The organism is Dolichospermum circinale AWQC131C (genome assembly GCF_000426905.1).
Lineage (GTDB): Bacteria > Cyanobacteriota > Cyanobacteriia > Cyanobacteriales > Nostocaceae > Dolichospermum > Dolichospermum circinale.
Window position 1 is genome coordinate 366 of sequence record NZ_KE384635.1, and the last position, 26,437, is coordinate 26,802.

At 35.6% G+C, this 26,437-nt stretch carries 26 protein-coding genes; all 26 read right to left on the reverse strand.

Annotation, left to right across the window (positions count from 1 at the left end):
* Nucleotides 1–826, reverse strand: an 826-nt coding sequence (asnB, locus tag ACIR131C_RS23150) for an asparagine synthase (glutamine-hydrolyzing) (protein WP_231395490.1), incomplete at its 3' end; no start/stop codon positions are given.
* Nucleotides 827–1,302: 476 nt separating this feature from the next.
* A complete protein-coding gene (locus tag ACIR131C_RS0117435) occupies nt 1,303–2,457 on the reverse strand; it encodes a glycosyltransferase (RefSeq protein ID WP_028091236.1) in 1,155 nt (384 codons plus the stop codon).
* Nucleotides 2,454–3,839, reverse strand: a complete 1,386-nt coding sequence (locus ACIR131C_RS0117440; protein WP_028091237.1) for a hypothetical protein — start codon at nt 3,837–3,839, stop codon at nt 2,454–2,456. The genes ACIR131C_RS0117435 and ACIR131C_RS0117440 overlap by 4 nt, the downstream gene beginning before the upstream one ends.
* Before the next feature lie 4 nt (nt 3,840–3,843).
* The gene (locus ACIR131C_RS0117445) at nt 3,844–5,055 is read right to left on the reverse strand and encodes a glycosyltransferase family 4 protein (RefSeq protein WP_035372377.1); all 1,212 of its coding nucleotides are present in this window, start codon (nt 5,053–5,055) and stop codon (nt 3,844–3,846) included.
* Nucleotides 5,056–5,085: 30 nt separating this feature from the next.
* Complete coding sequence (locus ACIR131C_RS0117450; protein WP_028091239.1) at nt 5,086–6,087, reverse strand: CgeB family protein; 1,002 nt, start codon at nt 6,085–6,087, stop codon at nt 5,086–5,088.
* Between the two features lie 23 nt (nt 6,088–6,110).
* Nucleotides 6,111–6,797: a class I SAM-dependent methyltransferase gene (locus ACIR131C_RS0117455; protein WP_028091240.1), complete on the reverse strand. Its 687-nt coding sequence runs from the start codon at nt 6,795–6,797 to the stop codon at nt 6,111–6,113.
* Nucleotides 6,798–6,866: 69 nt separating this feature from the next.
* Nucleotides 6,867–7,976 carry a glycosyltransferase gene (locus ACIR131C_RS23155; protein ID WP_051347605.1) on the reverse strand — a complete coding sequence of 370 codons (1,110 nt, stop codon included), beginning with the start codon at nt 7,974–7,976 and terminating at the stop codon, nt 6,867–6,869.
* A gap of 92 nt (nt 7,977–8,068) precedes the next feature.
* On the reverse strand, nt 8,069–8,431 hold the full coding sequence (locus ACIR131C_RS0117465) for a class I SAM-dependent methyltransferase (RefSeq protein WP_028091241.1): 363 nt from the start codon (nt 8,429–8,431) through the stop codon (nt 8,069–8,071).
* 235 nt (nt 8,432–8,666) lie between these two features.
* Nucleotides 8,667–9,827 (reverse strand): glycosyltransferase, encoded by a 1,161-nt coding sequence (locus tag ACIR131C_RS23160; protein WP_035372379.1) that lies wholly within the window; start codon nt 9,825–9,827, stop codon nt 8,667–8,669.
* Complete coding sequence (locus ACIR131C_RS23165; protein WP_051347606.1) at nt 9,824–10,219, reverse strand: hypothetical protein; 396 nt, start codon at nt 10,217–10,219, stop codon at nt 9,824–9,826. The genes ACIR131C_RS23160 and ACIR131C_RS23165 overlap by 4 nt, the downstream gene beginning before the upstream one ends.
* Nucleotides 10,220–10,726: 507 nt before the next feature.
* Nucleotides 10,727–12,250, reverse strand: a complete 1,524-nt coding sequence (locus ACIR131C_RS0117480) for a hypothetical protein (protein ID WP_028091242.1) — start codon at nt 12,248–12,250, stop codon at nt 10,727–10,729.
* An 83-nt stretch (nt 12,251–12,333) separates the two neighbouring features.
* Nucleotides 12,334–12,942, reverse strand: a complete 609-nt coding sequence (locus tag ACIR131C_RS23170; RefSeq protein ID WP_081677217.1) for an aminotransferase class I/II-fold pyridoxal phosphate-dependent enzyme — start codon at nt 12,940–12,942, stop codon at nt 12,334–12,336.
* Nucleotides 12,943–12,945: 3 nt separating this feature from the next.
* Complete coding sequence (locus ACIR131C_RS0117490; RefSeq protein WP_028091243.1) at nt 12,946–13,812, reverse strand: class I SAM-dependent methyltransferase; 867 nt, start codon at nt 13,810–13,812, stop codon at nt 12,946–12,948.
* Nucleotides 13,813–13,901: 89 nt separating this feature from the next.
* The gene (locus tag ACIR131C_RS27370; protein ID WP_081677218.1) at nt 13,902–14,198 is read right to left on the reverse strand and encodes a methyltransferase domain-containing protein; all 297 of its coding nucleotides are present in this window, start codon (nt 14,196–14,198) and stop codon (nt 13,902–13,904) included.
* 406 nt (nt 14,199–14,604) lie between these two features.
* Complete coding sequence (locus ACIR131C_RS0117500) at nt 14,605–15,291, reverse strand: GNAT family N-acetyltransferase (RefSeq protein WP_028091244.1); 687 nt, start codon at nt 15,289–15,291, stop codon at nt 14,605–14,607.
* Nucleotides 15,284–16,015 (reverse strand): glycosyltransferase, encoded by a 732-nt coding sequence (locus ACIR131C_RS23180; RefSeq protein WP_081677219.1) that lies wholly within the window; start codon nt 16,013–16,015, stop codon nt 15,284–15,286. Before ACIR131C_RS23180 ends, ACIR131C_RS0117500 begins: the two co-directional genes overlap by 8 nt.
* A gap of 183 nt (nt 16,016–16,198) precedes the next feature.
* Nucleotides 16,199–17,026 (reverse strand): FkbM family methyltransferase, encoded by an 828-nt coding sequence (locus ACIR131C_RS0117510; RefSeq protein ID WP_028091245.1) that lies wholly within the window; start codon nt 17,024–17,026, stop codon nt 16,199–16,201.
* Between the two features lie 34 nt (nt 17,027–17,060).
* Nucleotides 17,061–18,383, reverse strand: a complete 1,323-nt coding sequence (locus ACIR131C_RS0117515; protein WP_028091246.1) for a glycosyltransferase — start codon at nt 18,381–18,383, stop codon at nt 17,061–17,063.
* A gap of 1 nt (nt 18,384) precedes the next feature.
* Nucleotides 18,385–18,693: a hypothetical protein gene (locus ACIR131C_RS26890; RefSeq protein WP_155963172.1), complete on the reverse strand. Its 309-nt coding sequence runs from the start codon at nt 18,691–18,693 to the stop codon at nt 18,385–18,387.
* 310 nt (nt 18,694–19,003) lie between these two features.
* Nucleotides 19,004–19,984: a glycosyltransferase family 2 protein gene (locus tag ACIR131C_RS0117525; RefSeq protein WP_028091248.1), complete on the reverse strand. Its 981-nt coding sequence runs from the start codon at nt 19,982–19,984 to the stop codon at nt 19,004–19,006.
* Entirely contained in the window at nt 19,929–21,191 is a 1,263-nt protein-coding gene (locus tag ACIR131C_RS23185) for an aminotransferase class I/II-fold pyridoxal phosphate-dependent enzyme (RefSeq protein WP_051347609.1), read from the reverse strand. Before ACIR131C_RS23185 ends, ACIR131C_RS0117525 begins: the two co-directional genes overlap by 56 nt.
* A 57-nt stretch (nt 21,192–21,248) precedes the next feature.
* Nucleotides 21,249–22,244, reverse strand: coding sequence for a glycosyltransferase family 2 protein (locus ACIR131C_RS0117535; RefSeq protein WP_028091249.1), 996 nt, complete (start codon nt 22,242–22,244; stop codon nt 21,249–21,251).
* 39 nt (nt 22,245–22,283) lie between these two features.
* Complete coding sequence (locus ACIR131C_RS0117540; protein ID WP_028091250.1) at nt 22,284–22,931, reverse strand: acetyltransferase; 648 nt, start codon at nt 22,929–22,931, stop codon at nt 22,284–22,286.
* A 9-nt stretch (nt 22,932–22,940) separates the two neighbouring features.
* Nucleotides 22,941–24,080 (reverse strand): FkbM family methyltransferase, encoded by a 1,140-nt coding sequence (locus ACIR131C_RS23190; protein ID WP_051347610.1) that lies wholly within the window; start codon nt 24,078–24,080, stop codon nt 22,941–22,943.
* 27 nt (nt 24,081–24,107) lie between these two features.
* Nucleotides 24,108–25,379 carry an ABC transporter ATP-binding protein gene (locus ACIR131C_RS0117550; RefSeq protein WP_028091251.1) on the reverse strand — a complete coding sequence of 424 codons (1,272 nt, stop codon included), beginning with the start codon at nt 25,377–25,379 and terminating at the stop codon, nt 24,108–24,110.
* Nucleotides 25,380–25,480: 101 nt separating this feature from the next.
* Nucleotides 25,481–25,738: a type II toxin-antitoxin system VapB family antitoxin gene (vapB, locus tag ACIR131C_RS0117555; protein WP_028091252.1), complete on the reverse strand. Its 258-nt coding sequence runs from the start codon at nt 25,736–25,738 to the stop codon at nt 25,481–25,483.
* Between the last annotated feature and the right edge of the window lie 699 nt (nt 25,739–26,437).

Below are 26,437 nucleotides of genomic sequence, written 5' to 3' on the forward strand. Positions count from 1 at the left end.
GAGCGAGAATGGTTGTAGAGTCAATACCTCCGCTGAGGAAAATTCCCACGGGTACATCACTGATAAAATGATGTTGAATGGAATCTAATAAAGCTTTACGGACTATTTCTTGCGCTTCTGGAGGAGAAATTGCTTCAGGAGTAAAACTTATTTGCCAATATTGCTTTTTGGTAGTATTTCCATTTTGCCAATATAGCCAATTACCAGCGGGTAAACAATGAATGTCAGTGATTAGGGTGTATGGTTCGGGAACTGAACCGGTTGTTAAATAACCATATAATCCTTCCACACTCATATTAATTGCAGGTAAACCAGATGCTAAAACTGCTCTGAGTTCGGAAGCAAATACTAAAGTTGTACCTAATTGGTAATAATAAAGTGGTTTAATTCCTAAAGGGTCACGAGCTAAAAAACAAGTTTTTTCTAAATCATCCCAAATGGCAAAGGCAAACATTCCTCGTAAATGTTGGACACAATTGAAACCAATTTTTTGATAAAGTTTGAGAATTACCTCTGTATCTGTTTGAGAATGAAATTTTTCACCTTGGGAAATGAGATTTTCTCGCAGTTCTTGAAAGTTGTAAATTTCTCCGTTAAAAGTAATTGAATATCGTCCGTCACTGGTAGACATGGGTTGATGTCCAGCGGAACTGAGATCAAGAATAGAAAGTCGAGTGTGAGCTAAAGCTGCTTGTTTGTCAGTTGAAATATAAATACCTGCATCATCTGGTCCACGATGTTTTAGTGCAGTTTGCATCTTTTCAATTTTTGCTTCTAAATTACCATAGTTGGTATTTAGTTTGATAATACCCGCAATTCCACACATATTCTATATATATTACAAGTTAGTATTAAATCGGAATTTGATCTTAAGAGGTTGGGAATTTGTCTTTAAACATCTTCAGGACTGTTGAGGGTGCGGAAGATAGGTTATAATGAACTAGTTTTTCAAAGATTTTATGTAAACACTATCAGCCACATATTTTAAAAAAGGTACAAATAGACTCAAAGTCTTTAAGCTTTCAGAGGCTGTAACCACTAATTTATACTTTAATGGTAATAAATCAATATCTGATTTTTGGATACCTAAACCAAAAAAACCATCTATTGAGACTGTTGAATCACCAATTTCCTTGGTAAAGCAAGTTAATAACTCCTGAATTCCCCAGTATCTTACATCAAAGTTTTTACCTTCGCTAAATCCTCGTTTATATCAACTTCATCAAAATTAGTCGTTTAAGTCGAACTTGAGCTATTAGCGGGGAAACTTATTCCCTGGCTTCCTGATTGTATGATCTGGTTTCATAATCGGTGCAAATATCCAGCCAAAGTTTTCTGAAACTGCTCGAAACCAAAGGTATCAATAACCTGTTGACGCAAGGATTCGGGTTGATACATTAAAGGATTAGGATACGTACTTTGGAGAATCTGGGTAATAGTTTGGGCAATTTCATCTACATCATCAGGATTTACCAATGCCCCTAGTTTACCATGACAAAGAGCGTCTATTGCTGCATCTTGATTTCCTCCTAACACAGGTTTACCACAGGCTAATGCTTCTAAATAAACTATACCAAAACCTTCGCCTTTGCTGGGCATGGCAAAAATATCACAAAGATTATAGTAATCACAAAGTTCAGCGTCGGCAACAAACCCAGCCAGAGTGACACAGGTTTCTAATTTTAATTCGGTAATTAATTGGTCAATTCTGATTTTATCATCTCCTTTACCCACAATGATATAATGAACATCGGGAATTAGGTCACGAATTTTTGGTATGGCTCGGATAACTTGGTCATAGCCTTTATACTGTTCTGATGCTGATAATCTACCTACTGTTAAAATAATTGGTTGTTCTGGTTTAAGTTGATATCGGTCTAATAAATAGGTCGGTTTAGATGCGGGTACAAATTTATCGGCATCAAATGTATTATAGAGTACGGAGATTTTTTCGGGGTCGAGGTTTTGTTCTTTCAGGAGGCGATCGCGGGTATAGCCACTAACTGCTAAAATGCGATCAGCATGATGTAATGCCTGTTGTAATTTAGGGTTGTCAATGTTCCAAGCATCTACACCATGAGCAATTGTCCAATAAGGAATGCCCCGAAGTTGTTTTAATTGATTAGCTACTGGGGTAAAATTCAAGTGAGTAGAGATGATTAAATCAGGACTTTGTAAAATTCCCCGTCCAAATAGTTGAGCCGCAAAAGCAGGAGTTCTCAGTGATAATGGAATTGTTCCAGTGCAATGGAATTTAGTTGAGGCTACAGTGGTAAAATCAGGAGCAGGTTTTTTATCATGCTTAATAAATACCCGATAGTCAGAATTAGGGGAGATATTTTGGATAGCTTGGCGGAAAAAAGCCGAGTAGGTTTGGATTCCACCTGTAAATTCAAATAAGTTGGGAAACCAGAGGTGGAAACGATGTTTTAATTTTAGGCAACTTTGATTCTTCATTGATGTTCATTATTAAGTTCCCACAATTTTAACTTTGAAGATTTTGTTAGGACAAATTTTCTAATGAGAATCATTAACACTGCTGAAGCCGCAAAAGAAGCTGTAACTTCTGTTAATGCACCCCCAGGCTGAAGCATGGACAAACCCGGTAAAAACCAAGAAGCAAACCCTAACCAATTGCCATACAATAATTTATAAGCTGCCGTGACATCAACAATTCTGATCATTACCCCAAAAACCATAAAACCGATAAAAACCCCTATAGACCCGAAATTGAGATAGAATTCTAAAACTTGCCCCACACCCACACTAGTACCAGCCCCAAAGTTTTGTCCTGTATATAAAGTAACAATCTTTCCACTACTGTTCCCGCTGCCACCAAAGCTAGGTTTGTCAGGCCATAGAAGTCGAGGAATAGGTGCGGTAACTGCACCTAATAACGTTCTACCTAAAGCATAATCTACTTGTCTACTATTAATGTAGTAAACAGATTTGCCAACCAATCCATTTTGATTTAGCCTGGTGTCAATGGTTTCTAAGTGTAGTTGGTTAGTAAAATCAATGATTTCAAATTTGCTAAAGGTATTGACCATGCGTTCATATTTTGCTTCTAAACCCTGTCCCCCCCATACTGTGGCTCTAATTTCTCCTCTATCTCTCATGTAGGTAACAAATACAGATAGTCCTAAAGCAAATATTAAAAATCCGGTTATCAAAATATGCCAACGGGGACGATAAAAACTAGATATAAAAATCAAGATAACTAGGGTAGCCGCAGCTCCATAACCAATAAAACCGAGAAGGTTAATGGTAATTAGGGGTATACTACAACTGACAGCAAGCCAGAAGAAAAAAGCTTTTTTATCTTGCTCATGCCATGCTTTCCAACAAGCCAAACATAATGATGCAACAATTAAGTAGACCCCTGATGTACTAAAGCCCTGAAAACCGGGTAAACGACCAATAGTGGGAGTGATAATCAGCATGAAAAATAATCCCACTTGTAGTAACTGTTTGGGTAGTTGCAAATCAGGTTTTTGGGGAACTGATCTGAGCCAACTTGGTTGAAATGTGCCTAGTATCCAGTAAGCTAAGACAGTGCTACCTAAACCAAAGCCTATGACACCGTAGACGCTTTCGACAAAACCGGCGGCAACTTCGGCATAGGAGGCTCCAGATTGCAATAAGTAGGCACTTCTGGGATTATACCAAGGTAAGGCGTAGATAAGTCCTCCAAAAAAATGAATCATTGATAAGGATAATAAGTAGGCAAGGGGTAAACCAGTGCTAGGAACTTTACGACTCCATTGGTTGCGGATTAGAACCGCACATATTACTACCCAAATTATCAGCCAGATAATTAACTCGGAGCGATTTTCCATGAAGTTACTTTTGTCCTTGGTGTAAAAAATCTCTAGCAATTATAGTGAGATCTTTAGCAACATCAGTCCAATCTCGTGGTTGAAAGTCTTGGTATATTTTCTGTACCATGTCTGCTAATTCTTGACGGTTTTCGTGACACCATTTTAGCCTGTCTATAAAACCTTGGGGACAGCGAATTGGTAATACCCACCCAGTTTCATTTTCTACTATGATATCCGGCGCGGAACAATTGGTTGTGGCTAAAATCGGCAAACCTGCTGCTTGTGCTTGGGATAGCACCACAGCATAACCATCTTCTATTGTGGTAAAGATAAATATATCTGCTTCTGCATACTGCTGAGGAAGTTCGGACTGAGGTTGTTTAGAAATAAAGTCAATATATTGATGATTGGTTTGATATAAAAAACGGGCATCATGGGCTATTGTCCCCACAAATTTAAACTGGAAATTAGAACCAGCATTTTTAGCGATTTCAACGAAATCAATCGCACCTTTTCGTAAGGAAAAAGTACCAACTAATAAAACCCTTAACGGTTGTCCAGATAAAATTCTTTGACAGCGGGCTTGAATTACTTTTGGATCGGTATGAAATAAACTCAACTGAGTGCCAAGAGGAAGAACTTTTACTTTTTGGGGTTTAATACCTTGTTGAATAAAAGATGTTTGAGCGAATTTAGAAAGCACAATTATTATACTTGCTAATTCATATTCTCTTTTTTCTCTGGATATTATCCAATTGCTTGGCTGATCTATCTTTAAGGGTGAATTTATAAGTGAATTTACACGGATTTCCTCGGCTGCTAATAGTTGTTTTTGAACTACTATATGAGCAGAGCCTCTAACTAGAGTAGATAGGGTTTTATCCTTAGTGCGTAAGGATATAAATAATTCTTCAGCTACCCCGCTAAAGCAATAAACCAAATCATAATCTTTTTTCGATATATTGTCACTAGCCCATTTGGAAAATAAGGGAGAAAGAAGGGATTCAAAACTAGGTATAGGTAATAGCTGATTTAACTTGTGAAAGATGAGGCTAGAAATGCCATGTAATAAAAAACTACGAACATGAACTGGAGGAATACCAAATTTCTCTACTATGTATTTAGGATAGTTAGTAAATACAGTAACATCATTTCCTTGCTTAATTAATTCTCTAGCTAGGTCGAAAGCATGAAAGCGACCGTGGACAACAATAGCTATTTTTAATGGTGTCATATTTATTAGTTTAATGCTGATTAATACTTATTAAATAGATAACATTGTTTTTAGTCTATCTCCATAAGTGTGGCTGCCTTGAGTAATTAGTAAATGGGCATTTTGGGCTAAACGTTGGCGTTCTTGTTCATGATCTAACAACCAATGGGTTTTTTCTAGCATTTCTGCGATAGTATTAAAATAAACAACTGCTTCACCTTCTTGACCAAAAATTTCTCGATGTTCTGAGGTATCTTCAGTTAACATACATGAACCAATGGCCGGGACTTCAAAGGTTCTCATACAGTTACCATCACGATTTGCTTTTCTGACTAAACATAGGGAAATTTTAGCACGACCAATGGCTAATCTGAGAGTGGAAACATCGGCTTGACCTTGAGTATGAGCCTTAGTTTCTGGGTATTTTTCCCAATAACTACCATATAGGGCTAAATTGATGCCTGATTGGATTAAAGCACTCATATAAGGAACGCGATCGCGGTCTGCCCCTCCTGCAAAAACAACATCGGGAACTGTTGCATCTGGGTTGATGTTAGATGGGTCTTCGGGATAGAATAATTCATTATCATAACCAAAGGGTAGATATTCTACTCTCGGACAACCTGCGTTCAGCAGGTCTTGTATATTAGCACGACGGGGAGAAAAAACAACGTCGTAATGGGGTAAGGCTTTTAAAAACCAGGGTGCGTAGTGAGCAGGGTTAAAAGGATCATCGGTGAGAAAATTTAACCTTTTAATTCCCATTTCACCAATCTGTTGTAGGGCTAAATTGTTAATAGCAGCTATTCCTGTGGTTAATAGCCATTGGGGTTGTAGGTTGACACATTGTTTAACTACATCTTGGCTAAATGTATTCAAATTTGATGGATATTTACCTCGCAGATGCCAATTAATGGTTTTTAGCCATTTAGGGGCTTGATAGGCCAGAAGATTATGATATAAGACAGGATCTAGATTTAATTTAACGGCTGCTTTTAGGAAAGCATCTCCAACATTAGTTCCTCCAGAGCCACCAACTAAAATTAAGCCCATATATAGGAATAAACAAATAAGATTTAGTTAACTGGTTTTATCGCTTCAATATATACTGAAGGGATACCTTCTTTCGTAAACTCTACTTCATGAATTTCTGGAATATATGAACTCACTGCATAAGAAGAATCACAAATATCAATAAACCCAGCATCAGATATAATTTTTCTTAAAGATAAAGAATCATACATATATTTATGTTGGTGTGGATAGCCTTGAATTAAATTCAAAAACTTTTCTAAAAAGTTTCGCTCTGTTGAATATGTTCCTTCTTGATGTAAATTTAGTGCATACAAAAATTCCTTATAAGCATCTTGCTGTCCAGTTTCATATTTCTGAATATAATCTTTAGATAATTTATATAAGTCGGGAACAATTATCCTAATTACTCCACTAGGTTTAATTACACGATATGCTTCTTGAATAAAAAGTTTAGCCGTGACCAAAGTTAAGTGTTCAAAAACGTGTGAGGAATAAACAACATCAACACTACCAGAGATAAATTTCCAGCGTTTATTTAAGTCCATATAGATAGCATTGCTTGATCTGTAAGAGGTTCGATTATAAATCTTTGTTAGTATAAAATTTATTAATGGCATTTTCTGTAACAAGCTATTAAGAGAGCAATCAGTATTAATCCAATTATCTGGTCTAGTTTGACCACAACCCAAATTTAAGAGGGTTCTTTTATTATTAGCTATCGTCTTCATTGATATAATTTCCCTATTATTTATTGGATTTAAAAGATTTCTCGTTTTTTTCTTCAAGCAAAAACTAATCTATTCATGAGTGCTTAATGGAACAACTTGTTTGCTCAAAAACATGGATTTGGACAATGAAAATAACATTCCTCGTAATTGATCAAATAGTTTTATTGGCAGAATCAAGCCTGTTGCACAAATAATCATGTATAGACAGTAAAGTTTAATTATTCTTAACCATCCCAATTTTATTTTAAGAAAAGTATTTTTAGGATGAATACCTAGACAGATACCAAGGGAATACTTCCAAGACTGAACACGCCGATATTCAATTATCCAAAAAGGATAGGTAAATAGATATAATTGCAGAAAAATAGATTCTATGATTCTATCGCGGTTAGATGTATCCAGATAGGGAGAAATTGCATCCGCTACCACTTGGCCAATTAACACCATTGGTAATTTTCTCTCGACAATTGGGCAAGGATTCAATACAGGTGTTTTGGCATAACTATCAACGCTTTCGCCGGGGATGTAAATATCTTTTTTCACGGCTGATATCTTCAGTTCTAAGAGAGAAGAACCACCGGCTATAATTTTAGAAACTACATACATTTGGTACATTTCTGAACCATCCCACTTATCTGTATAACATTCCTGTGCTTTGACTCTATCAATAATTACACCCGTGACAAAAGCAACATTTCTAAAGTGGGTAGCGGCAGTTTCTACGCCAGCATCAAATAATTGTGATTGACGAAGACGTTGATTCTTTTGTCCAGTTTTCCAGTCTTCATAGTTAGTAATAATGACTCCTGGTGAACCATACTTTTGTATTTGTTGACATATTTCTTCCAGAGTAGTAGATGAAGCTAGACAATCATCATTACCATGTAGAAAGCAGTATTTACCTTGGGCTAAAGCAATACTACTACGGATATTGGCATCATATCTCAGATTTTTTTCCTGTCTTTTGTAAATGAAAGATAAGCCTGAATTTTGTAAGTATGCAATTAATTCCTGCTCACGACCATCATTAGATTGATCATCGGAAATACACACTTCAAAATTCTTGAATGTCTGCTGTGCTAGAACTTTACAGGCTTCAATCAAAAATGAAGTGCGATTATATTGAGGAATACAAATAGAAAAAAATGGATTTTCTATATACTGATTTCTAACTTCCATGTTTAACTCCAAATTATTCAATTATTCTTTCTTTGTAAAATAACCTACTATCCATTGTCCTTTGGAAAAAGGATTACCTAAGTTATCAATTATCATTGGCAAATAATATTTGAAAAGAAGACGTTCCACTGCCTAGATTTAGCAACTGCCAAAAAAATGCCAATTCCACAACCAACATCTAAAATATTTCTCCCATGAGATACTTTTTCTAAAGTAGAGAGTTGACGTAAATAGGAATCCTGCATTTCAGCAACCAAATTATTGGCTGCATTTTGAGAACAATCTCTTAACTCCGAATACCAGCCATTATCATTAGCAGAATTAGGGCGTACCGATTTTTTTAGAAAGCATAAATCACAATCCTGACAATGAAGCACATCTTCATCAAAAGATATACCAATTGCAGAGCTTTGTCCCCCGCAAGATGGGCATATTTGTTCGTTTAACGTCACCATAATATTCAATCTCATTAAGTAAAGCAATTCAACTGAACCTTGATCAAGAAATAAAACTAGTTTCTATTAGAATTTAATTCATTTGATTTCACAAGTGTTGAATTCTGCAATAAAACTTTACAATCTTTGCGTTTTACCCAGGTAAAACCCATTGTCTATTGAGAATAGAGTCATTAATTGATCAAATTTGATATCACCAATACCAATGCACAACTTGGACACAATCCTCAAAATCTTAACATTCAACACTTCTGATTTGATTTTTAACCACTTCAAATTGAGTTTCATAATTCCACTCATTTAAAATCCTTTGTCTACCTTTTTCCCCCATTGCTTTCATTTCCAAAGGATGTTCCAAATACCAGCGGATAACATCAGCAATGCTATTAGCATCTTGAGGATTACAGGCTAATCCATAACCGGGTTCAACATACATTTGTTTCCAGTCTGGCAAATCTGACACTACTAAGGGTAAACCACAAGCTAGGTAGTCAAAGGGTTTATTGGAAGCACCTGTCATTGGTTCTCTGGTAGGTTTAATAAATAGTGATAAACCGATATTACATTTACTGCACCATTCCAGTAGTTCTGAGCGTTTAGATAATGTTCCTACATACTGAATGCGATCGCCTATACCTATTGTATTTGCTAATGTTTGTAATTCTTGCACATAACCCCGATGCCCGGTAGTTTCATATCCAGCTATCCTAAGTTTAACATTGTCGGGTAAATTTGCTAAAGCTTTAATGATAGTAGAAGGGAGTTGAGTAGGAACTATTGAGCCATGATACCAAAGCCATAATTCATCTTTGTCATTTAATATATTGGCATGAGGTACTTCTTCTTTACTTGGACAATTCCAAACACAAAGAACTTGATGATCAATTTGTGTTTGTAATGCAAATAAATCTGCTCTTTGCTGATTAGGTAAAATACAGAATTTAGCTCGACGTGCTAATTTTTCTCTTGCTTGTAAACACCAACTGATAAATGAACTTTCAGCCTTTCTTGTTGGTGAATCATGTTCGTGATAAATAACTTTTATCTGGGGGAAAACAGTCAATATTAAAGCTATCGGGCAAATTAAGAAATCTGAAGCATATACCCATTGAGGTCGCCAACGTAACACCCATATCAACACCCAAAAACAATATCTAATGTAATGTAACTTTTGCCGCCACCCAGGATGACAAAAGGGTATTTGATAGATAGTAATATGAGGATGCGGTGGAAACCTTAAAGCGTCCGCGCCTGATGCTCCTGTACCTAAAAACAGCACCTCCCAATCGGCTTGAGCTAAAATCCGAGAACTATGTTCTAAAGGGGGATAACCTGCGGGGTTTGTGTATTGGATATATAAGATGCGATTTGATTTATGATTTTTTGATTTAATCATTTTTGTGCAATTACCCAAACCACATAGGAATAAGATTTACGATCATACATGGCTAATTTATGTAAGGGATGCCAAAGTGCATTTGGGACCGGTTTATGAATAAGTCCCAAACCTCCAAGAATAGGCATAAATGGATTACCCCAACCATCGGCTGCGATCACTTTCGAGAATTTTTGACATAAAAACTGTAATCCATGAGGAGTATATCGCCAATAATCGGCATTTCCAGGAACTCCAAAAGTTGGACTCCCGTGAAAAGGTGTCATAAAGCAGGTTGTGTGAACCATAATTCCCCCGGGCTTAAGGACTCGGTAACATTCGTTAATAGCCTGGCTAGGTTGACACATTCTCAAGGCTAAAGAATTTCCCCAAGAACCAATTTGAGATTTCATAATTAGCGATCGCCTGTACTGGTTGATCTAGACTCTATAATCACATTATATACTAAGTTGTGATGCCTAATCCGAGCGGAGCGATCGCCTGACCTGTTAGTATAGTTTTATATATCTTATCGCTGGCATTTCTAAAGTATATTCTTTAAGGGCGATCGCCAAGGACCAATTTGAGATTTTATAAATTAGCGATCGCTTTCAAGATCAACAAAGTATATCTCAATGCGTGTGTGGTTCTAGAACGATTCTGCCATATTCGATAATGTAGGCTTCATCAGGGTAAACAATAGGAGATATAGTCAGAGTGAAGGAGTGTATTATAAATACTACTAGTAATACTAAACTCCAAATAGTCCAAAATCTACGATCAAGTAGAGATTGAAAATCAAGTAATGTTTTTTTTACATTTAATAACATTTTAACTAACCTCCAAAAAAATTAAAAAAACTATTAATGAGTTTACAGTTCGACAACATAAGTTATTAGAAACTCTGGTAGGACTGAATACTAATTTACAGTTCGTTTATAAAGTGCAAATTGATAACCTGGCATAGCACCACCTAATTTAACACCCATAAAACTAGCACGCTTTTTACTCCATCCATCATATACCAGATTGAACATTCCTTGATTCAATGTTTGCGGGGGATTTGAAAGATGACCTTTCTGAGGCAATACAATATATATTATTTTTTTTGAGAACTTTCTTTCGTAATTAGTTAATAAAGAATCTGAATCTTGACCAATAATTGAGCTTTCAGCAGTAACAAAAGAGTCGCCTGCTTTTCCAAAAAGGATAAAACAGGGGTTATTCATCCAATCAAAAGCAATAGAATCACCATTTTGGTTTGATTTGCTAATCATTTCACGTAGATTTGATGCCGTTTTTTCAAATGAAACACCATGTTGCCAATAAAGTATGAATAATAAAATTAACCTGATAAAAACAGCAGAATACAAAACAGAAAACATAATACTGGCGCTACTAATCAATTTCTTTTGAATTTTGCTTATATTAATTATCCACTCCTGATTTTTGCCAACTGTCATCAGGAGGAGTAAAGGAAATAAGCCGACATATCCATATACTTGGACTTTTTGCAAAAGATAATAGCCCAAAATAAACCATATAGTGAACACTATAAATAGCTTTCTCTGCCAAAGAGTTCTAAAAACCAAGAAAACAATTGCAATAACCAAAAAATTCCAAGCTGGAGTAGATAGAGAAAACCCATTGGATGTTAATCTCCACCAATCTATGGGAATAATGCTACCATTACCAACTAGAAAAACATTATGTATCCAATCTAAAGTTGAAAATGAACAAAAAACTTGAATTATACTAATAATAGTGCCAGTAGATATCAATCCAACTAATAACAATTCCCTCAATAATTTTTGTTTGTAATGTAAAGATACCCAAAATAGTATTCCCATTCCATAAATTATGCCTACAAGGGGGGAGAGAATAAATAAAAGACCTAAAGTTAGGTATGTGAAATAACGAGAATATTTACGAGTAATACTGTATTCTCTTGCTAACATAGGAAGTGAGGTAAGCAAGGGTGCTAAATGCTCTGGTCTTCCTTGCAAATATAAGCATATTGCACCTGATGTAATACCAAAAATTGTCGCAATAAGAACACCCCAAGCAGAATTTTTTGTCTCGATTGTCCGGTAAAACAAAAATGTGTAGACTGTAAATGTTAAAGCGTTTGTAATAGCAATCCAAAAAAATAATTTTTCGTAGGTAGTGCTTTTAAGTAAAAAACCAAAAATTATCGGATACAGTACCCCATGAAATGAATACTCATTTGAATCTCTAGCAACTAATGCAGGAGTATAAGCATCAAATAGCCACCCATTACCCACGGCAAGATTTAAAATCGGCGTTGCGTATAAGCTACTATCATGATGTAAGCCTGGCCATTTCAATAAGCCAAATATCACAAATAAAAAAATACAAGAAACAATTATTAAATAACTCACAAAACGGATCAAATTTTTTGATGAAAAGATTTTTTTGTTCATGAGCTTTATAACTGTACATTGTATGGTTTAATCGTGAATTTAGGGGATTGCATTTTCAAAGTCAAAGAAATATTTTTAGGTTTTTAGAAAAAATACCTATCAATAGCCATGACAACCGTTTCAATCTGTGGAACTTCCAACTCTGGAAACATATGGAAACTAAAGCAAGCCAAGTCACCAAAACTACCAAGGGGTTTTCCTTTATAGGATGACATCAGTCCCTGGGCTGCATCTTCAATTAACAATAGTTGATGTTTGGTGGCAATGTGTTGTAAGGTATCCATTTCACAACCAACCCCAGCATAATGGACGGGAACAATGGCGCGGGTGCGGTGTGTAATAGCTGTTTCTACTAGGGTTTCATCTAAATTGAGGGTGTCGGGGCGGATATCTACAAATACGGGAATAGCTCCCCTGAGAACAAAGGCGTTGGCGGTGGAAACGAAGGTATAACTGGGCATAATTACCTCGTCTCCTGGTTCCAAATCAGCTAAAATAGCTGACATTTCTAGGGCGGCGGTGCAGGAGTGAGTCAGGAGGGCTTTATGGGAGTGGGTATGTTTTTCTAGCCATTGATGGCATTTTTTGGTATAGTTACCATCCCCTGCGAGTTGTCCGGCGTGGTGAGCTTGGCTAATATACCATAGCTCTTTACCGGTCATGTAAGGTTTGTTAAAAGGTATTTTATTCATGGGTTATTGTTTGTAGGCAATTACTAACAAAGAGCCGCCCCAGGGAAAGGAAAAACCTAGTTTAATCAACCAGCGTTCTACATCTAAAATTTTCTCTAAGAGGTAATTTAAAGTGCCACTAATTTTTAACTCACTGGTGGGGTCATAATTTTTAGATGAGCGCTGATTGAGTCGAGAAAGTAGCATTAAGGGTAAGAGCAGAGAAACAAAAGAGGTAACTTTTACTACTTTAAATCCTGTTTGCTGTAATTTGGTGATTAAATCTTGTTTGATATAGCGGCGGACGTGGTGAGCGTAGGTATCAGCTTGACTCCATAACCAGGGATGTTGGGGGACAGTCAGTATTATACCCCCCCCGATTGGAATAGCTTGATACATTTGCGTAAGTACATCTTCATCTTTTTCGATGTGTTCCAGAACGTCGAAAGCTCCAATAATATCAAATTCCTCGGCAAAGGGGATATTACGGGCATCCATTTGAAATAGTGTAGTTTTACACAGGCGGTTTGTGGCAAATTCTAAGCCGGTAGTAAATATTTCACTACCGGAGGTGATGAGGTGGGGGAGGTGTTTTTCAATTCCCTGAAGGACAAAGCCAGTTCCGCAGCCAATTTCTAGGAAGGTTTGAGCGTGGGGGAGGTAATGTTTAATGGCGTATATGATTAAGCGGTTGCGGGCGCGAAACCAGAAGTTTTTGGCTTCTAGTTTTGCTAGTATGGGAAAGGCTGAGGCCTCAAATCCTTCGCTGGCCGCTGCGAGTTTCGGTGCAAAGCTCTGGTGTCCATCTAATATTGGGGGTGTGTAACCACAGGCGGGACAATCCCAGTTAGGTTGGTTAAAATGATGGTGACATTGGGGGCAGATTTTCATCGAAAATTATTGTTTATTAAAAATAATATATGATTTTTCCATTTAATCATGTTTTATACATTCTATAATGATATGAGTATAGGGTATCCTTAATAAATCATGACGGATGTTACAGGATGTATGTGGGGGGGGAAGAAATTATACCCCAGATTTAAGTAACCTTTTTCATCCCTTACATTTTGTCCCCGGTCTTTAGATATAATCCATCTGGCAAGGGGGGATTGATTCTCTGTGTAGCAGTTCTCAACAGCTACTAATCGGCCTCCGGGTTTTAAGGCAGTGTGAGCTAATTTAAACAGTTTTTCTGCTTCTATATCGTCAAGATGATGTAATACTCCAAACACTACAACAATATCAAAATATTCCCTATATGTGAGGTTGTTCAGATGTGACTAGTTCACAGATAAAGGTTCCCTGATTGCCATAACGCTTTTTGGCATCACTAATATACTTTGAACTGGCATCAAATCCTATATACTCTACTTGGGGTAAGTAGGATAATAGATCAGCAGGGCCACAACCAATATCTAGTATGCGATCGCCGATACTGGGTCTGAGATAATTTTTAATCAGAATATTATAGGCTCTATCTTGGCCTAGGATTTTTTGAAATAAGCTATAAAACAAAGGGATTGAAAGGATTGAGCGAATTCCTTGGGTAATTTGGGGCATCTTGGTATGGGGGTCTAAATATTACGCTGTGGACTAATTTTTATCTACTGACTCACAAAAATGAAATATGTAATATGTACTATTCACAGCAATTATTTTATCTCACATGACAACCTTTAATTACTCTAAAAGTAAATGATAAATATCTACTGGATTTCTAAACTTAAATCCTAAAGACGAGTAGAGATTTAAAACGGCAATATTGGATGCAGATATAGAACTTGTTAACTCAGAATAACCTTTTTCAAATAATTTTTGACAAGCAATACTCCAAAAGTATTTTGCAACTCCTTTTCCTCGATATTCTTCAGTCAAGGCATGAAGGAGTATTTTATTATTTGAATAACCCCAAAAACCAGCTACTTTTTCAGAAATCATCAGTGTAAAAACTTGCTTTGATTGATGAAGTTCCCTCAACCATAAATCATATCGAATATCAGCTAGATGTTTTTTCAATTTAAAATCTCTGTGAAACCGACCATGACTAAATGCGCCGTAAACACTATTACTCAATTGTTCTATATCTACTAAATCGGAAATTTTTATTCCTTCTTTTTGATATGTCACTAAATTGTCAGAAGTACAGTAAGGTTGGATTAAAGTATCACAATAATAAAACCCAAATTCATGCAATATCTTTTTATTATTTAGCGGATTTATCTTAACTGTATAATGACCCAAGTGGTTTTCTTGAAAAATCTTTTCTAATGTTTCTTTTAAGCTTACATCAGAAGTATATACAATCTCAAATGTATTAATTCCAAACACTCTAGAATCCCACGGCGTAGCAATAACATCCTCAAACATATAAATTAACTGATTTTTCTAGTCTATTGGATAAGTTTTTAGTAGTACCTAGATTGAATGTTGAGTTTCTAACTAAATATAAAGGTCTCTTCTTGATTTCATCAAAAGTTTTCCCCAAATAAACGCCTATAATTCCTAAAATAGAAATAATCATTCCTCCCAAAAAATATAACGAAACAATAATAATACTCCAGCCAGTGACAGTTGAACCATAAACCAAAACTTCAATAAGTATATAGATTCCATAAGTGAAGGCAAAAGCAGAAATTATAAAACCTAGTTTAATTGCTAATCTTAGGGGTTTATCAGAATAAGCTATAATTGTTTCGCTGGCTAGTTTCCATAACTTAGCAAAGGTATAGGTACTTTTCCCAGCAAAGCGTTCTTCATGAAAAACATCAATACTAGCAGTAGGAAATCCCATCCAATCTACTAATCCGCCAAAAAATCTCAGTCGTTCACGCATTAGACAAAAACTCTGGGAAACTTGTCGAGATATTATCCGAAAATTGCCAACTTCACCATCATATTGCAGTTCAGTAAAATAATTGAAAATATGGTAAAATAACCATGAAGTTAGGCGTTTTAGTGGAGGATCTTTTCGTTTCCCTCTCCTCGCTAAGACAACATCATAACCTTCTTGAGCTTTTGCATAAAGTCGAGGAATTTCTTCTGGTCTATCTTGTAAATCACAATCCATAACAACTACCCAGTCACCATCCATCTTGAAAACTTAAGAGGATGTCTGAGAAAAAACTATAGGTTTCAACTTGAACGGGGTTTAAAACATTAGTGCTTAATTTCTCTACTAAACGCATAATTTTATCGCCTTTTAATTAATAAAAGGGGTTTAATTTTTGGAGATTAGTTTTTAATACCTATTGCTAGATAAGTTATTGAACAGTTTTTAAGCATCCCAGTTACAGTTAACAGTTAACTCACCTAAAGATTTTACTTCCTTTTCTCCTCCTGGGAGATGATATATACATTGATCATTTACTTTAGTTAGAATATAACCGGAGCTACACAGTTGATGATGAATTTCAATACATTTATCACTTCCACATATCGTTGGATGATACTCTAACGCAATAAACTCAATTAACTTTTGCTCAATTACATTTTTACCACCTCCAAAAACTAAATATTCTGCACCTTCACAATCTACCTTCAATAAACGAACACGATTTATTGAATTTTGCTGAAAGAATTCATCTAAAGTAATAGCAGGTACAGTTTCCTTGATAGAACCAATTTTCCAGTGACGAAATAGACTACTTGCTCCTGTATTTGTAGAAGGTCTGAGAAAAAGTTCAACCTCCCCTGCTTGATTTGAGATTGCTAAACGATATAGTTCAATGGCATTAGAATTATTAATCTTGATATTTTCGGAAATAATAGACTGTAATCTGCTCTGAGGTTCAACACAGTAAACCTTACCATTCTGAACTAAAGATGAAGCAATTACTGAAAAATATCCTTCATTTCCTCCAATATCAACAAAAATATCTGAAGATCGTAGAAGTGATTCTAGCAGTTTTGTCATCTGAGATTCATAAATACCTTCAGACAATAATGTGAAACCAAATACGGAAACTGGATCTGCGTAAAATGTGTAGCCAGAATCAGTTTTAATATGCTTGCGTTTAACTTGTAAAACCTGTTTAACCAGATTACCTAGTTGAGCAGGACGAATGGAAAGTAAAGTCTGATAATATTTAGTGCTGTAGTTCATTTTTTTGTTGTACTTTATTTATAGATTGATTGTTTTAAAACAGGATATTGCTATAGAGAATATTCATTTTCTCAGCTACTAATTTCATCATTTGCGGGGGACTAATTCCCCTTTTTAGCTGATCTAACTTATCCCTATGCCGACAAAGCTGCTCTAATTCATCAGCCCAGGCGTTAATAGAACTGGCTTCGACCAATATACCATTAACATGATGCTGGACTAATTCAGCAATTCCTCCTAAATTTGACCCCATAACAGGAATACCAGCCGCAAAAGCTTCTAAAACCACCATTGGTCCAGTTTCTAACCATTGAGAAGGTACAGCAAGTAGGTCATATTCTTTCATGGTTTGGACTACTTGTGCAGCAGATACGGGGGGTTTAAAATTAATTCTCGGATCACTTTGAACTAAATTTTGAATTTGCTTTTCATAAGAATTGATTGAGGTAAATTGAGAAATTCCGTAAATGTCTAAGGTAGCATGAAGTTGGGGCTTGGATAGAAGGGCTTGAATGAGAATTTCAACTCCTTTAGTTGGGTCAAGACGACCGAAATATACTAACCTTAAAGGCTGATTCTTTGTATTATTAGCAGATTGAACAAAATTTTCTGGAATCTCTTGACATAAGCCTTGACGAATGACTGTAATTTTTTCATCAGGGACTTGATTGATAATGAGAATATCTTTGACCCAATTACATACTGCTATAATATGGTCAACTTCTCCCATGAGGGATTGAAAAGCTTGAGAACGACAATTAACTAATTCCCGCATTTGTAATGCTGTCCAAATCCCACCACTCAGATTAGCTTTAGATAGTGTTTCGCCAATTATAGGAGGTAAATGGGTAATAATTTGGGCGATCTTTTGATTAATTCCCAATGCTTGTAGGGCGCAAGCTGTACATTTATTTAAATCTATTTCTCCATTACATACTTGACTTCCCCACTGTAATAATGTTCCTCTTTGACAGCTAACGGTGGGAGTGTGATAGGTGAATATTACGGGAATTCCCCTTGATTTAGCCAGTCTAACTATGCGTAAGGAAACACCACGAGTGAAAGCATGGAGATGAATTAAATCGGGTTTTTCTTCGTCGAGAATTTTACCAAATTCTATAGCACCAAGTTGATCTCCTTCTCCATAGATTTCTTTTAAATGTTTGACTTGTGAGGAGATAGCAAAGCGTCTAATTTGGATTTGGTTGTAGATGTAGGATTGGTTTTTTGCGGCTGGGGCGGCTATGATATTAGTGATATTTTGTTTTGTTAGTTCTCTTGCTAATGCTTCTACATAGATTTCTGTTCCACCCATAGGATCTGGATCAAAGCAGAAGGGAAGGTGGATAATTTTCATATTAAATAAATTTATTATTTTCTATTATTGCTTTCTCCTGTGTTGCAAACCTCTTTCTGTACTGGTTAAAAGGCTTTTCAATTTTGTGATACTTTAAGAAAGTTTCATAAAAGAAAAGAGAAAATATTCCTACATTTCCACCTATTTCTATAACCGAATCATATTCTGATATGTTGCTTTCTAAATAAGCAAAAACTTCTTGTTCATAAGTAACATATTTAGTAACTATGGCCTCTGAATCAAATTCATGTAAGTGAGGAATCAATTGAAAAGTTATATTATTACACAATTGAACGGTTCTATGTTTCAATTGAAATTTAGTCCATTGAATTGAGTTTATGCTATTTAGAATACGCTTATTTATGGAATTATTTGGTAATAGATGACAAATATCTCCTAGTAAATCTATATAGATTCTCGAAAAGAATTTTGATTTTGATATCAAGTTGTGGAAATGAAAGCCTAATGGTTTTAGGATTTTGTAAAAACTCATATTTTCACCCAAAGAATTTGAATTTAAATACTGATTAGGTTCACAGAAAATTATTCAGTTAACTAATCTCGCGTGTATGTCAAGGTATATTGCTTTATTTGACGATATTTCAGTGCGATCGCTGTGATTACCTTACTTGTAATACCTGTTTGGTAACAATTTTTAGTTGTTCATATACTTTTTGACCTACGAGAGTTCCAAACAAATGAATTAAAATATCTGAGTGTAACGCAAAATGGGGTTGATACTGAATTGCTTTTATGTAACAACGACGTGCATCACCTAGCATTTCAGCACCAAAGTATTGATTAGCTAATGTGAGATAATTAATCCCATAAACTCTTGACTTAGCTTTGCTTTTTTCATCTTGACGTTCAGTTTCACTAAACACTTGTTTTAGCACTTGAAAGATGATTGATTCCCCTGTTTTATCAAGAATAATAGATCGGTGATGGTTTTGAGGATGAACACGATAATCAGCTAATACTTGATCGCAATAATAAAAATCCCACTTCTTAGCAATACTAGTTGAAAGATACCAATCGCAAAAGTCAAATCCACGGGGTACAGGTAAACCTTCATCCCATGCTTCTTTTCTAGCGATTGTAGTTGGTGCTGGTAAATAATTTTTTTCTAATAAGGGAATCAGTTCGTTTCCCTTTGCTGGTAGATTTTGACGCAGCACATTTCCCTCTGGGACAGTAATTTTTCCTTGAGGATCAATCATGGCTATATCACCATATACTAATCCGACTTCAGGATACTTTTGCAAAATGGGAACAACTGTTAATAAAAAATCTGAGCGATAGCGATCATCTGAGTCTATTCTGGTAACAAACTGACCCTTGGCTTCCTGAAAACCTCGATTAACTGTTGCAAAAGCTCCTTGATTGCTAGTATGTCGAATATATCGAAGTCGCTGATCAGTATAAGAACGAATTACTTGTTCTGTAGCATCTGTGGAGGCATCATCAACAACGACAACCTCAAAATCATAATTTCCCTTTTGTGCAAAAATACTATCTAGGCATTCGGCAATATATTTTTCAGTGTTATATGCTGTTACGGTGAAGCTGACTAAGGGAGTTGATGAAAAATGAGTTGACATGACCACTTTGTTCTAGTTTAGAGATAATATCTTGACTGTTTATTAAAATCAATTTGATCAATTGACAAATGGATTCTATCATTGCTGGGTTTATTGTTTGACCAGTAGGTAATAAAAAAACTCGGTCAGCCACTTTTTCGGTGTGTGGTAATAGCAAACCAGCATGAGGAAAATAAGAGCGATAAGGTTCCATTCGGTGACAACCAGGATGAAAATAACGCCTAGCTAAAATGTTTTCTGCCCACAATATTTCGATAAATTGATCCCGACTAAATTCTGTAATATCAGTATTTAACTCACAGACAATGTATTGATAATTAAACTTTTCAGATTCATCATAATCTAGAAGCCGAACAGAGGGAATTTCAGCTAATTGCTGTTGATAAAAATGGTAATTTCTTTGATTGATTTCAATTGTCTGTTCCATATTTTTGAGGGAAGTTAACCCCATCGCTGCACAGACTTCATTCATTTTGCCATTAGTACCGATATAAATGACATTTTCATAGCCTGAAAAACCAAAATTCTTCATTAACCTAATTTTGGATGCTAATTCGTCATCATTGGTAACAATTGCTCCCCCTTCTAGGGTATTAAAAAACTTGGTAGCATGAAAACTAAAAACTTCTGCATTTCCAAATCCACCGATCATTTGACCGTGATAAGAACAGCCAAAAGCATGAGAAGCATCAAATAAAAGCTTTAAATTGTGACGGTTGGCAATTTCTGTCAGTGCTTCAACATTACAGGGTTGTCCCCAAAGATGAACTGCTAAAATACCTGTTGTTCGGGGTGTAATTAGAGATTCAATTCTATCTGGATTGATTAGATGAGTTACTGGGTCAATATCACAGAACACAGGTGTAATTTCCTGCCACTGTAAAGCATGGGGGGTAGCTATAAATGTGAAGGAAGGGACAATTACCTCTCCACTCAGTCCAGAAGCTCTAATGGCAATTTCTAAGGCAACAGTGCCATTACAAGCTGCAATACAATGTTTAACACCTAATAGTTGAGCTAGTTCTTGTTCTAATTGTTGGACAAAAGGACCATTATTAGATAGCCAACGATTATCTAAAATTGTATTGACGTGTTTGAGAAATAGTTCGCGATCGCCAATATTAGGACGACCAACGTGTAGTTTTTCGGTGAATGCTGGAGAACCACCTAAGATAGCTAAATCTGATACTGATAGTTTTTGTGTCATTGAATCTTAATTTTAAGAAGTTTACTTAATTTTAGGTCAAAATAACCTTGTGCTTATCTATGACAAATTTTCTAGGGAAATAGTAGGAAATTGATAATCCAGCAGTGTACAAACTCGAATTGGGAGAACAAATTCACATCCAGGAATCAGTGCAACTAGCCCTCGAAACAGAATAATTATTGCGCTTAACTGTCCCCAAAAACCATACAAATCACCTTTAGAAAGGAAGTGAATTCCTAACCGAAAAGCTACAAACATTTGTTTGGTTATATCTCTAAATCTTTGTTTCCTACTTACAAGCCATAGGTATTTGTGCATTAAATAGACCCAATAAAATGCAAAGTCACCTGAGCGAGTCATACGAGATGTTGATGATTCGGGGTGTCCTCGTTTTACTATTCCTTTCAAATTAAAGTGTCGAACAGAATTTTTGGCAAGAAAGAAACGAACAAGAAAATCATTATCAGCTGCATATTTCAGCAACGGATGCCAACCGCCCATCTGGTTATGGGATCTTACTCTTATTAACGAACCAGAGGGGTTCCAAAACCACCTATTAGCTAAACTATGTACTGATTCAACAGTACCTTGGTAGTCTATAAATATTGGCTCGTTGACGGATATCTCTGAAAGACTAGAACACTCAAACTTATCATGAAATTTATTAGAGTATAAATTTTCGCAAGATAGCATTCCTATACTATCTGGGATTTTAGTTAAAGTATCTTGGCTGACTGAAAGCCATGATGGGTGCAACAAGTCATCCTGATGGATCAACATTGCCCATTTCACACCATCTAAAGCTAACTGCTGGAAGCCTCGATTAACATTTGCTGTCTCTCCAACATTCTCTTCATATTGAAAAACAATTAGTTCGATAGGATATTCTTGAAAAACACTTTTTATTATGTTAACCGTGTTATCTGTGGAAAAATCATCAAAGATATAAACACGATATGTAGTGTTACAATTTAATACTGCTTGTATTATAGATTCAAGCGTTTCTTTGATAATTCCAGAACTGTTATAGGTAGGGATCGCAATAGCTAACATTTTTCGTTGATTTCCTCAGTAGATAGTCGTTCAAATTTATCAGCACTCCTTAATACCTCTCATAACTCTTGCCGGAACTCCGTAGGCTACTACACCAGGGGGTATATCCCGCACTACAACCGCTCCAGCACCAATAATGGAATTTGCGCCGATGGTAATGCGATCGCTTACCGTTGCGCCAATTCCTATCCATGCTCCTTGTTTGATGGTTGTTCTACCACCAATATGAACCCCAGGTCCAATATGGACACCATCTTCAATGACACATTCATGATTAACACTAGAACTAGTATTGATAATGACGTTATTACCAATTTTTGCTCCAGAATTAACCACTGCTCCAGCGCAAACTAGAGTTCCATAACCTAGAAATACGTCTGGAGCAATAACTGTTTGACTATGTACAATTGTTGCCAGTTTAAATTCTTTTTCACGAACCCATTTAGAAAGCTTAATTCTTGCGTTACAATCCCCAATCGCCACAAAAGCTGTATCTATACCCTGGGTTTTCAAAGTATCTAATTGTTCTTTACCCCCCAAAATTCGCAACCCATGAAGATAAGTACCATGAAGATTGAAATTTACATCATCTAAAAGTCCGCTAATCTCATAAATCTGCTGCTGACGAACAATATCTATGACAACTAAAGCATGACCTGATGAACCCAGTAATACAATCTTAGACATAAATTATTATTAATTTATTTGCTGCTCCACAAACGCAAACAAGACAGTTTCTTCACGATGAATAGTAAAATGATCAAAGAAAAATTTATATCCTATATTAAGCTTATTTAAATAATTAGGAATTTTAATAATATCATCGTCTTGATGATAAACCGAAATTGCCAGTTTAGGCTTGAAAGTTTTAATTGTTTTCTCTGCTCCCTTGAGAGCATTTAATTCCGAGCCTTCTATATCCATTTTAATAAAGTCAACTTTTTCAATGTTAAATTTTTCAACAAAATTATCAATTGATTCTGTTGACACCAATGATTTACCGCCCTGATCATAGACAAGCGAAGTGCCTGAACCTTGTTCAGAAAAAAACAAATCTTCTCCTGGTTTATCCCAAATAGCTTTTGGAACTATTTCTATAATATTTTTTAAATATGGATTTATAATAATATTCTGACGCAAAATTGTTAAATTAGACTCAGAAAATTCAAAGCAAAATACTTTTCCATTGTGACCGACTTTATGGGCAAAATATAGCGCGGTATCACCCCAACAACCACCAGCATCAATTACAAAGTCTCCTTGTTCAGCCTGAATACTTTTCTCTTGATTCTTATAACAATATTGTTCTAACATAAAAGTACATACAATATTTAGAGGGTGAGCATTTAAAGATAGAGGAAATCCTATGTCATGCAATTTATATAAATTCAACTGTCCAGAAAGAGACTTAACTGCAAAGGAGTTGGATTTCTCCAGCAGCTGATGTTGGATTATATTAAAATTATTCCAATAATCAGGATTATTTAATGGTAATCTCACTTTATCACTACCTAGCACCCTGTATAATAGTAGATGAACCATAAGATTGCGAGAGGAATCATTATCCAGCAAGTTATATGTTTCCTCAATCCGATTAGAGTTAATAAAAATGAATTCTAGTTTCTTGATTACTTTGCTTAATGTTTCCTTGTGAAAATAAACAAATCCTCTTTTAACAAAGAATTTAAGTAATGTATATTTAACTATCCTTCTAGCTTTTTCCCAAAAGCTTAATGATTCTGGAAACCTAATTAAGTCTACATTATTTGTTTCTACATTGTACCAATTATCTGTGAATTTTTGGATAAAATTATAACTAAAAGTATTTTGTTTCACTGTAAATAACTCCTGATTTAATATACCTTAAATTTTATTTGAGATATTTGAGACTGTTTTCCATTGTAAGTGTGGTCTAACTGCTCCAGGCCATTTTCCATACCAATCAACTTGCCTTTCAATATCACTGACTTCAAACATCATAATGTTGTCGTCTTTAAATATTATTATAGAAGCATTTCTGACTACCATAAGTTGAACTCTATAGGTTCCGTCATTTAATAAATTTCCTGGAATATAGCAAACTGACTGTATCAATCCTACAGGCATTTTTTGTGGATTTGAGATGGTAGCAAAGATACAAATATCTTCAAGATTAAAAAGATGTAAACTTAGATTCAAGCAAGCATCTAGATCGAAATTCCAGTATTCAAACTCTAACTTAAGAGGAGTAGCAACTGTAATTTGATCTAATGGAACATCTTTCTCCGGTACAACTGATACACGATGCAATCGAACATACTCATTACCTGGTGCTGCATTGATTTCATTCCATACTTGTTCAGTTAACATTGAAGAAGATGATGATGTTAAATAGTTAGAAACTACATCTCCTACTGAGCCAATCTGAGATATCTTACCATGGCTTAGGGAAATTGCTTGGTTACAAAGGCTTTTCAACGCTGTCATATTATGACTTACAAACAATACTGTCCTTCCCTCTTTCCCCACATCTTCCATCTTCCCTAAACACTTCTTTTGGAACTGAGCATCTCCCACCGCCAAAACCTCATCCACAATCAAAATCTCCGGTTCTAAATGCGCCGCCACAGCAAACGCCAACCGCACATACATTCCCGAAGAATACCGCTTTACTGGCGTATCCAGAAACTTCTCCACCTCAGCAAACGCCACAATTTCATCAAACTTGCGTTTAATTTCCTCCTTCCCCATACCCAAAATTGCACCATTGAGAAATATATTTTCTCTCCCCGTCAACTCTGGATGAAACCCAGTTCCTACTTCCAATAAACTGGCCACCCTACCCTTAATTTTAATACTTCCTGTAGTTGGTTCAGTAATGCGGCTTAAAATCTTCAAAAGTGTTGATTTTCCTGCGCCATTGCGCCCAATAATTCCTACTCTATCACCCTGTTTAATATCAAATGACACATCCTTTAAAGCCCAAAATTCCTCAAAAGCAGGATTTTCATTTTTAGCTTGAGGATTTATTAAACTACCAATAGATTTAACCTTATCAGTAATCACATCTCGCAGTGCTGTATAACGTTCCTGCTGTTGATGTCCAATAATATATTTTTTACCTAGATTTTCAACACGAATAACTGTATCTGACATTAGTTTTTAAATATATTTCAACTATTACATTATAACATTACCATACTCTCTTAACCGAATAAGCATCAAAAATAGTATCAATGCTGAGAATAGTAATATTTTCAGTTATAGACTGACCAATGATCAATTCCCCAAATTTCATCACCTAAAGGTTCGTTAAAGTCATCACTCATCCAAATTTTTTCTCGTTGAAGTCCAGCAATTCGTTTTTGGGGTTTTTGAGTTGGATCAACTTTTTCTGGTTGATATTTATTAGCAATAAATTCGACATAATCCAATATTTGTTGTTGATTTTTTAGGGGTAAATTTTGGATTTTTTTAATTATATTTTCAGTCATCTCTTCTGTTTTTGTAATCATAACTACCATCCTAAATTATTTGATTTCAATGTTATTTCTACTGGTCAGTTCAGAACCAAGACATATTCCTACCTTCAATAAACTAGCGACTCAACCTTTTATAGATATTTTACCACATTACTCTCGTCCAAAAGCAGAAATAACAATGGGAAAGTTGGGAGGCAATGAAAATTATATTCATTATAATCAATGTTACAATTTTTGCTGTTCTTCAACCCATACTTCATAAGTTTGGAGAAAGTTTCTGAATAGTTGCTTCCCAATATTACGCCAAAATACCACAAGTGTTGAATGCTGCAATAAAACTTTACGATCTTTACTAAGTAACTTAATCCAGTAAACAGCTTTTTCCGAGCGAGTTGACATTAAATTTCAACCTCTAAAGAAGTTGTACTGCATAATTCTAGCGGTCAGGATGCCGGTAGCACAAGATTTAGCCATATTAGAATTATAAAATATAACTGCGTGATAGCTTGACTGGATATGGCATGGATAGAAATATAGTTTCTCCTAAATCAAGGCTGTCTAAGAACTCTGAAGTTACATCATCTCCCGTAAACGCATTTAACTCAATGCCAGCCTGTGGTAGCATTTTCATAGTTTGCCTGGAAAAAAATAGACTTCCTGCGATATTTATTTGCTATACACATCACTTTGATACATTGTTAATTATCTCCTGTATTTAATCGCTTCAGATTA

Coding starts and splice junctions, on each gene's coding strand:
- ACIR131C_RS0117540 (WP_028091250.1), bottom strand. CDS start 22,931: ATGTCTAAGATTGTATTACTGGGTTCATCAGGTCATGCTTTAGTTGTC.
- ACIR131C_RS0117465 (WP_028091241.1), bottom strand. CDS start 8,431: ATGGTGACGTTAAACGAACAAATATGCCCATCTTGCGGGGGACAAAGC.
- ACIR131C_RS23180 (WP_081677219.1), bottom strand. CDS start 16,015: ATGGATGGTGACTGGGTAGTTGTTATGGATTGTGATTTACAAGATAGA.
- ACIR131C_RS0117515 (WP_028091246.1), bottom strand. CDS start 18,383: ATGAAAATTATCCACCTTCCCTTCTGCTTTGATCCAGATCCTATGGGT.
- ACIR131C_RS0117525 (WP_028091248.1), bottom strand. CDS start 19,984: ATGTCAACTCATTTTTCATCAACTCCCTTAGTCAGCTTCACCGTAACA.
- ACIR131C_RS23165 (WP_051347606.1), bottom strand. CDS start 10,219: ATGAAATCTCAAATTGGTTCTTGGGGAAATTCTTTAGCCTTGAGAATG.
- ACIR131C_RS0117435 (WP_028091236.1), bottom strand. CDS start 2,457: ATGAAGAATCAAAGTTGCCTAAAATTAAAACATCGTTTCCACCTCTGG.
- ACIR131C_RS23155 (WP_051347605.1), bottom strand. CDS start 7,976: ATGGAAGTTAGAAATCAGTATATAGAAAATCCATTTTTTTCTATTTGT.
- ACIR131C_RS0117500 (WP_028091244.1), bottom strand. CDS start 15,291: ATGTTTGAGGATGTTATTGCTACGCCGTGGGATTCTAGAGTGTTTGGA.
- vapB (WP_028091252.1), bottom strand. CDS start 25,738: ATGATTACAAAAACAGAAGAGATGACTGAAAATATAATTAAAAAAATC.
- ACIR131C_RS0117550 (WP_028091251.1), bottom strand. CDS start 25,379: ATGTCAGATACAGTTATTCGTGTTGAAAATCTAGGTAAAAAATATATT.
- ACIR131C_RS23185 (WP_051347609.1), bottom strand. CDS start 21,191: ATGACACAAAAACTATCAGTATCAGATTTAGCTATCTTAGGTGGTTCT.
- ACIR131C_RS0117440 (WP_028091237.1), bottom strand. CDS start 3,839: ATGGAAAATCGCTCCGAGTTAATTATCTGGCTGATAATTTGGGTAGTA.
- ACIR131C_RS23160 (WP_035372379.1), bottom strand. CDS start 9,827: ATGATTAAATCAAAAAATCATAAATCAAATCGCATCTTATATATCCAA.
- ACIR131C_RS0117510 (WP_028091245.1), bottom strand. CDS start 17,026: ATGAACTACAGCACTAAATATTATCAGACTTTACTTTCCATTCGTCCT.
- ACIR131C_RS0117455 (WP_028091240.1), bottom strand. CDS start 6,797: ATGAAGACGATAGCTAATAATAAAAGAACCCTCTTAAATTTGGGTTGT.
- ACIR131C_RS0117480 (WP_028091242.1), bottom strand. CDS start 12,250: ATGAACAAAAAAATCTTTTCATCAAAAAATTTGATCCGTTTTGTGAGT.
- ACIR131C_RS23170 (WP_081677217.1), bottom strand. CDS start 12,942: ATGAATAAAATACCTTTTAACAAACCTTACATGACCGGTAAAGAGCTA.
- ACIR131C_RS0117445 (WP_035372377.1), bottom strand. CDS start 5,055: ATGACACCATTAAAAATAGCTATTGTTGTCCACGGTCGCTTTCATGCT.
- ACIR131C_RS0117490 (WP_028091243.1), bottom strand. CDS start 13,812: ATGAAAATCTGCCCCCAATGTCACCATCATTTTAACCAACCTAACTGG.
- ACIR131C_RS0117450 (WP_028091239.1), bottom strand. CDS start 6,087: ATGGGCTTAATTTTAGTTGGTGGCTCTGGAGGAACTAATGTTGGAGAT.
- ACIR131C_RS0117535 (WP_028091249.1), bottom strand. CDS start 22,244: ATGTTAGCTATTGCGATCCCTACCTATAACAGTTCTGGAATTATCAAA.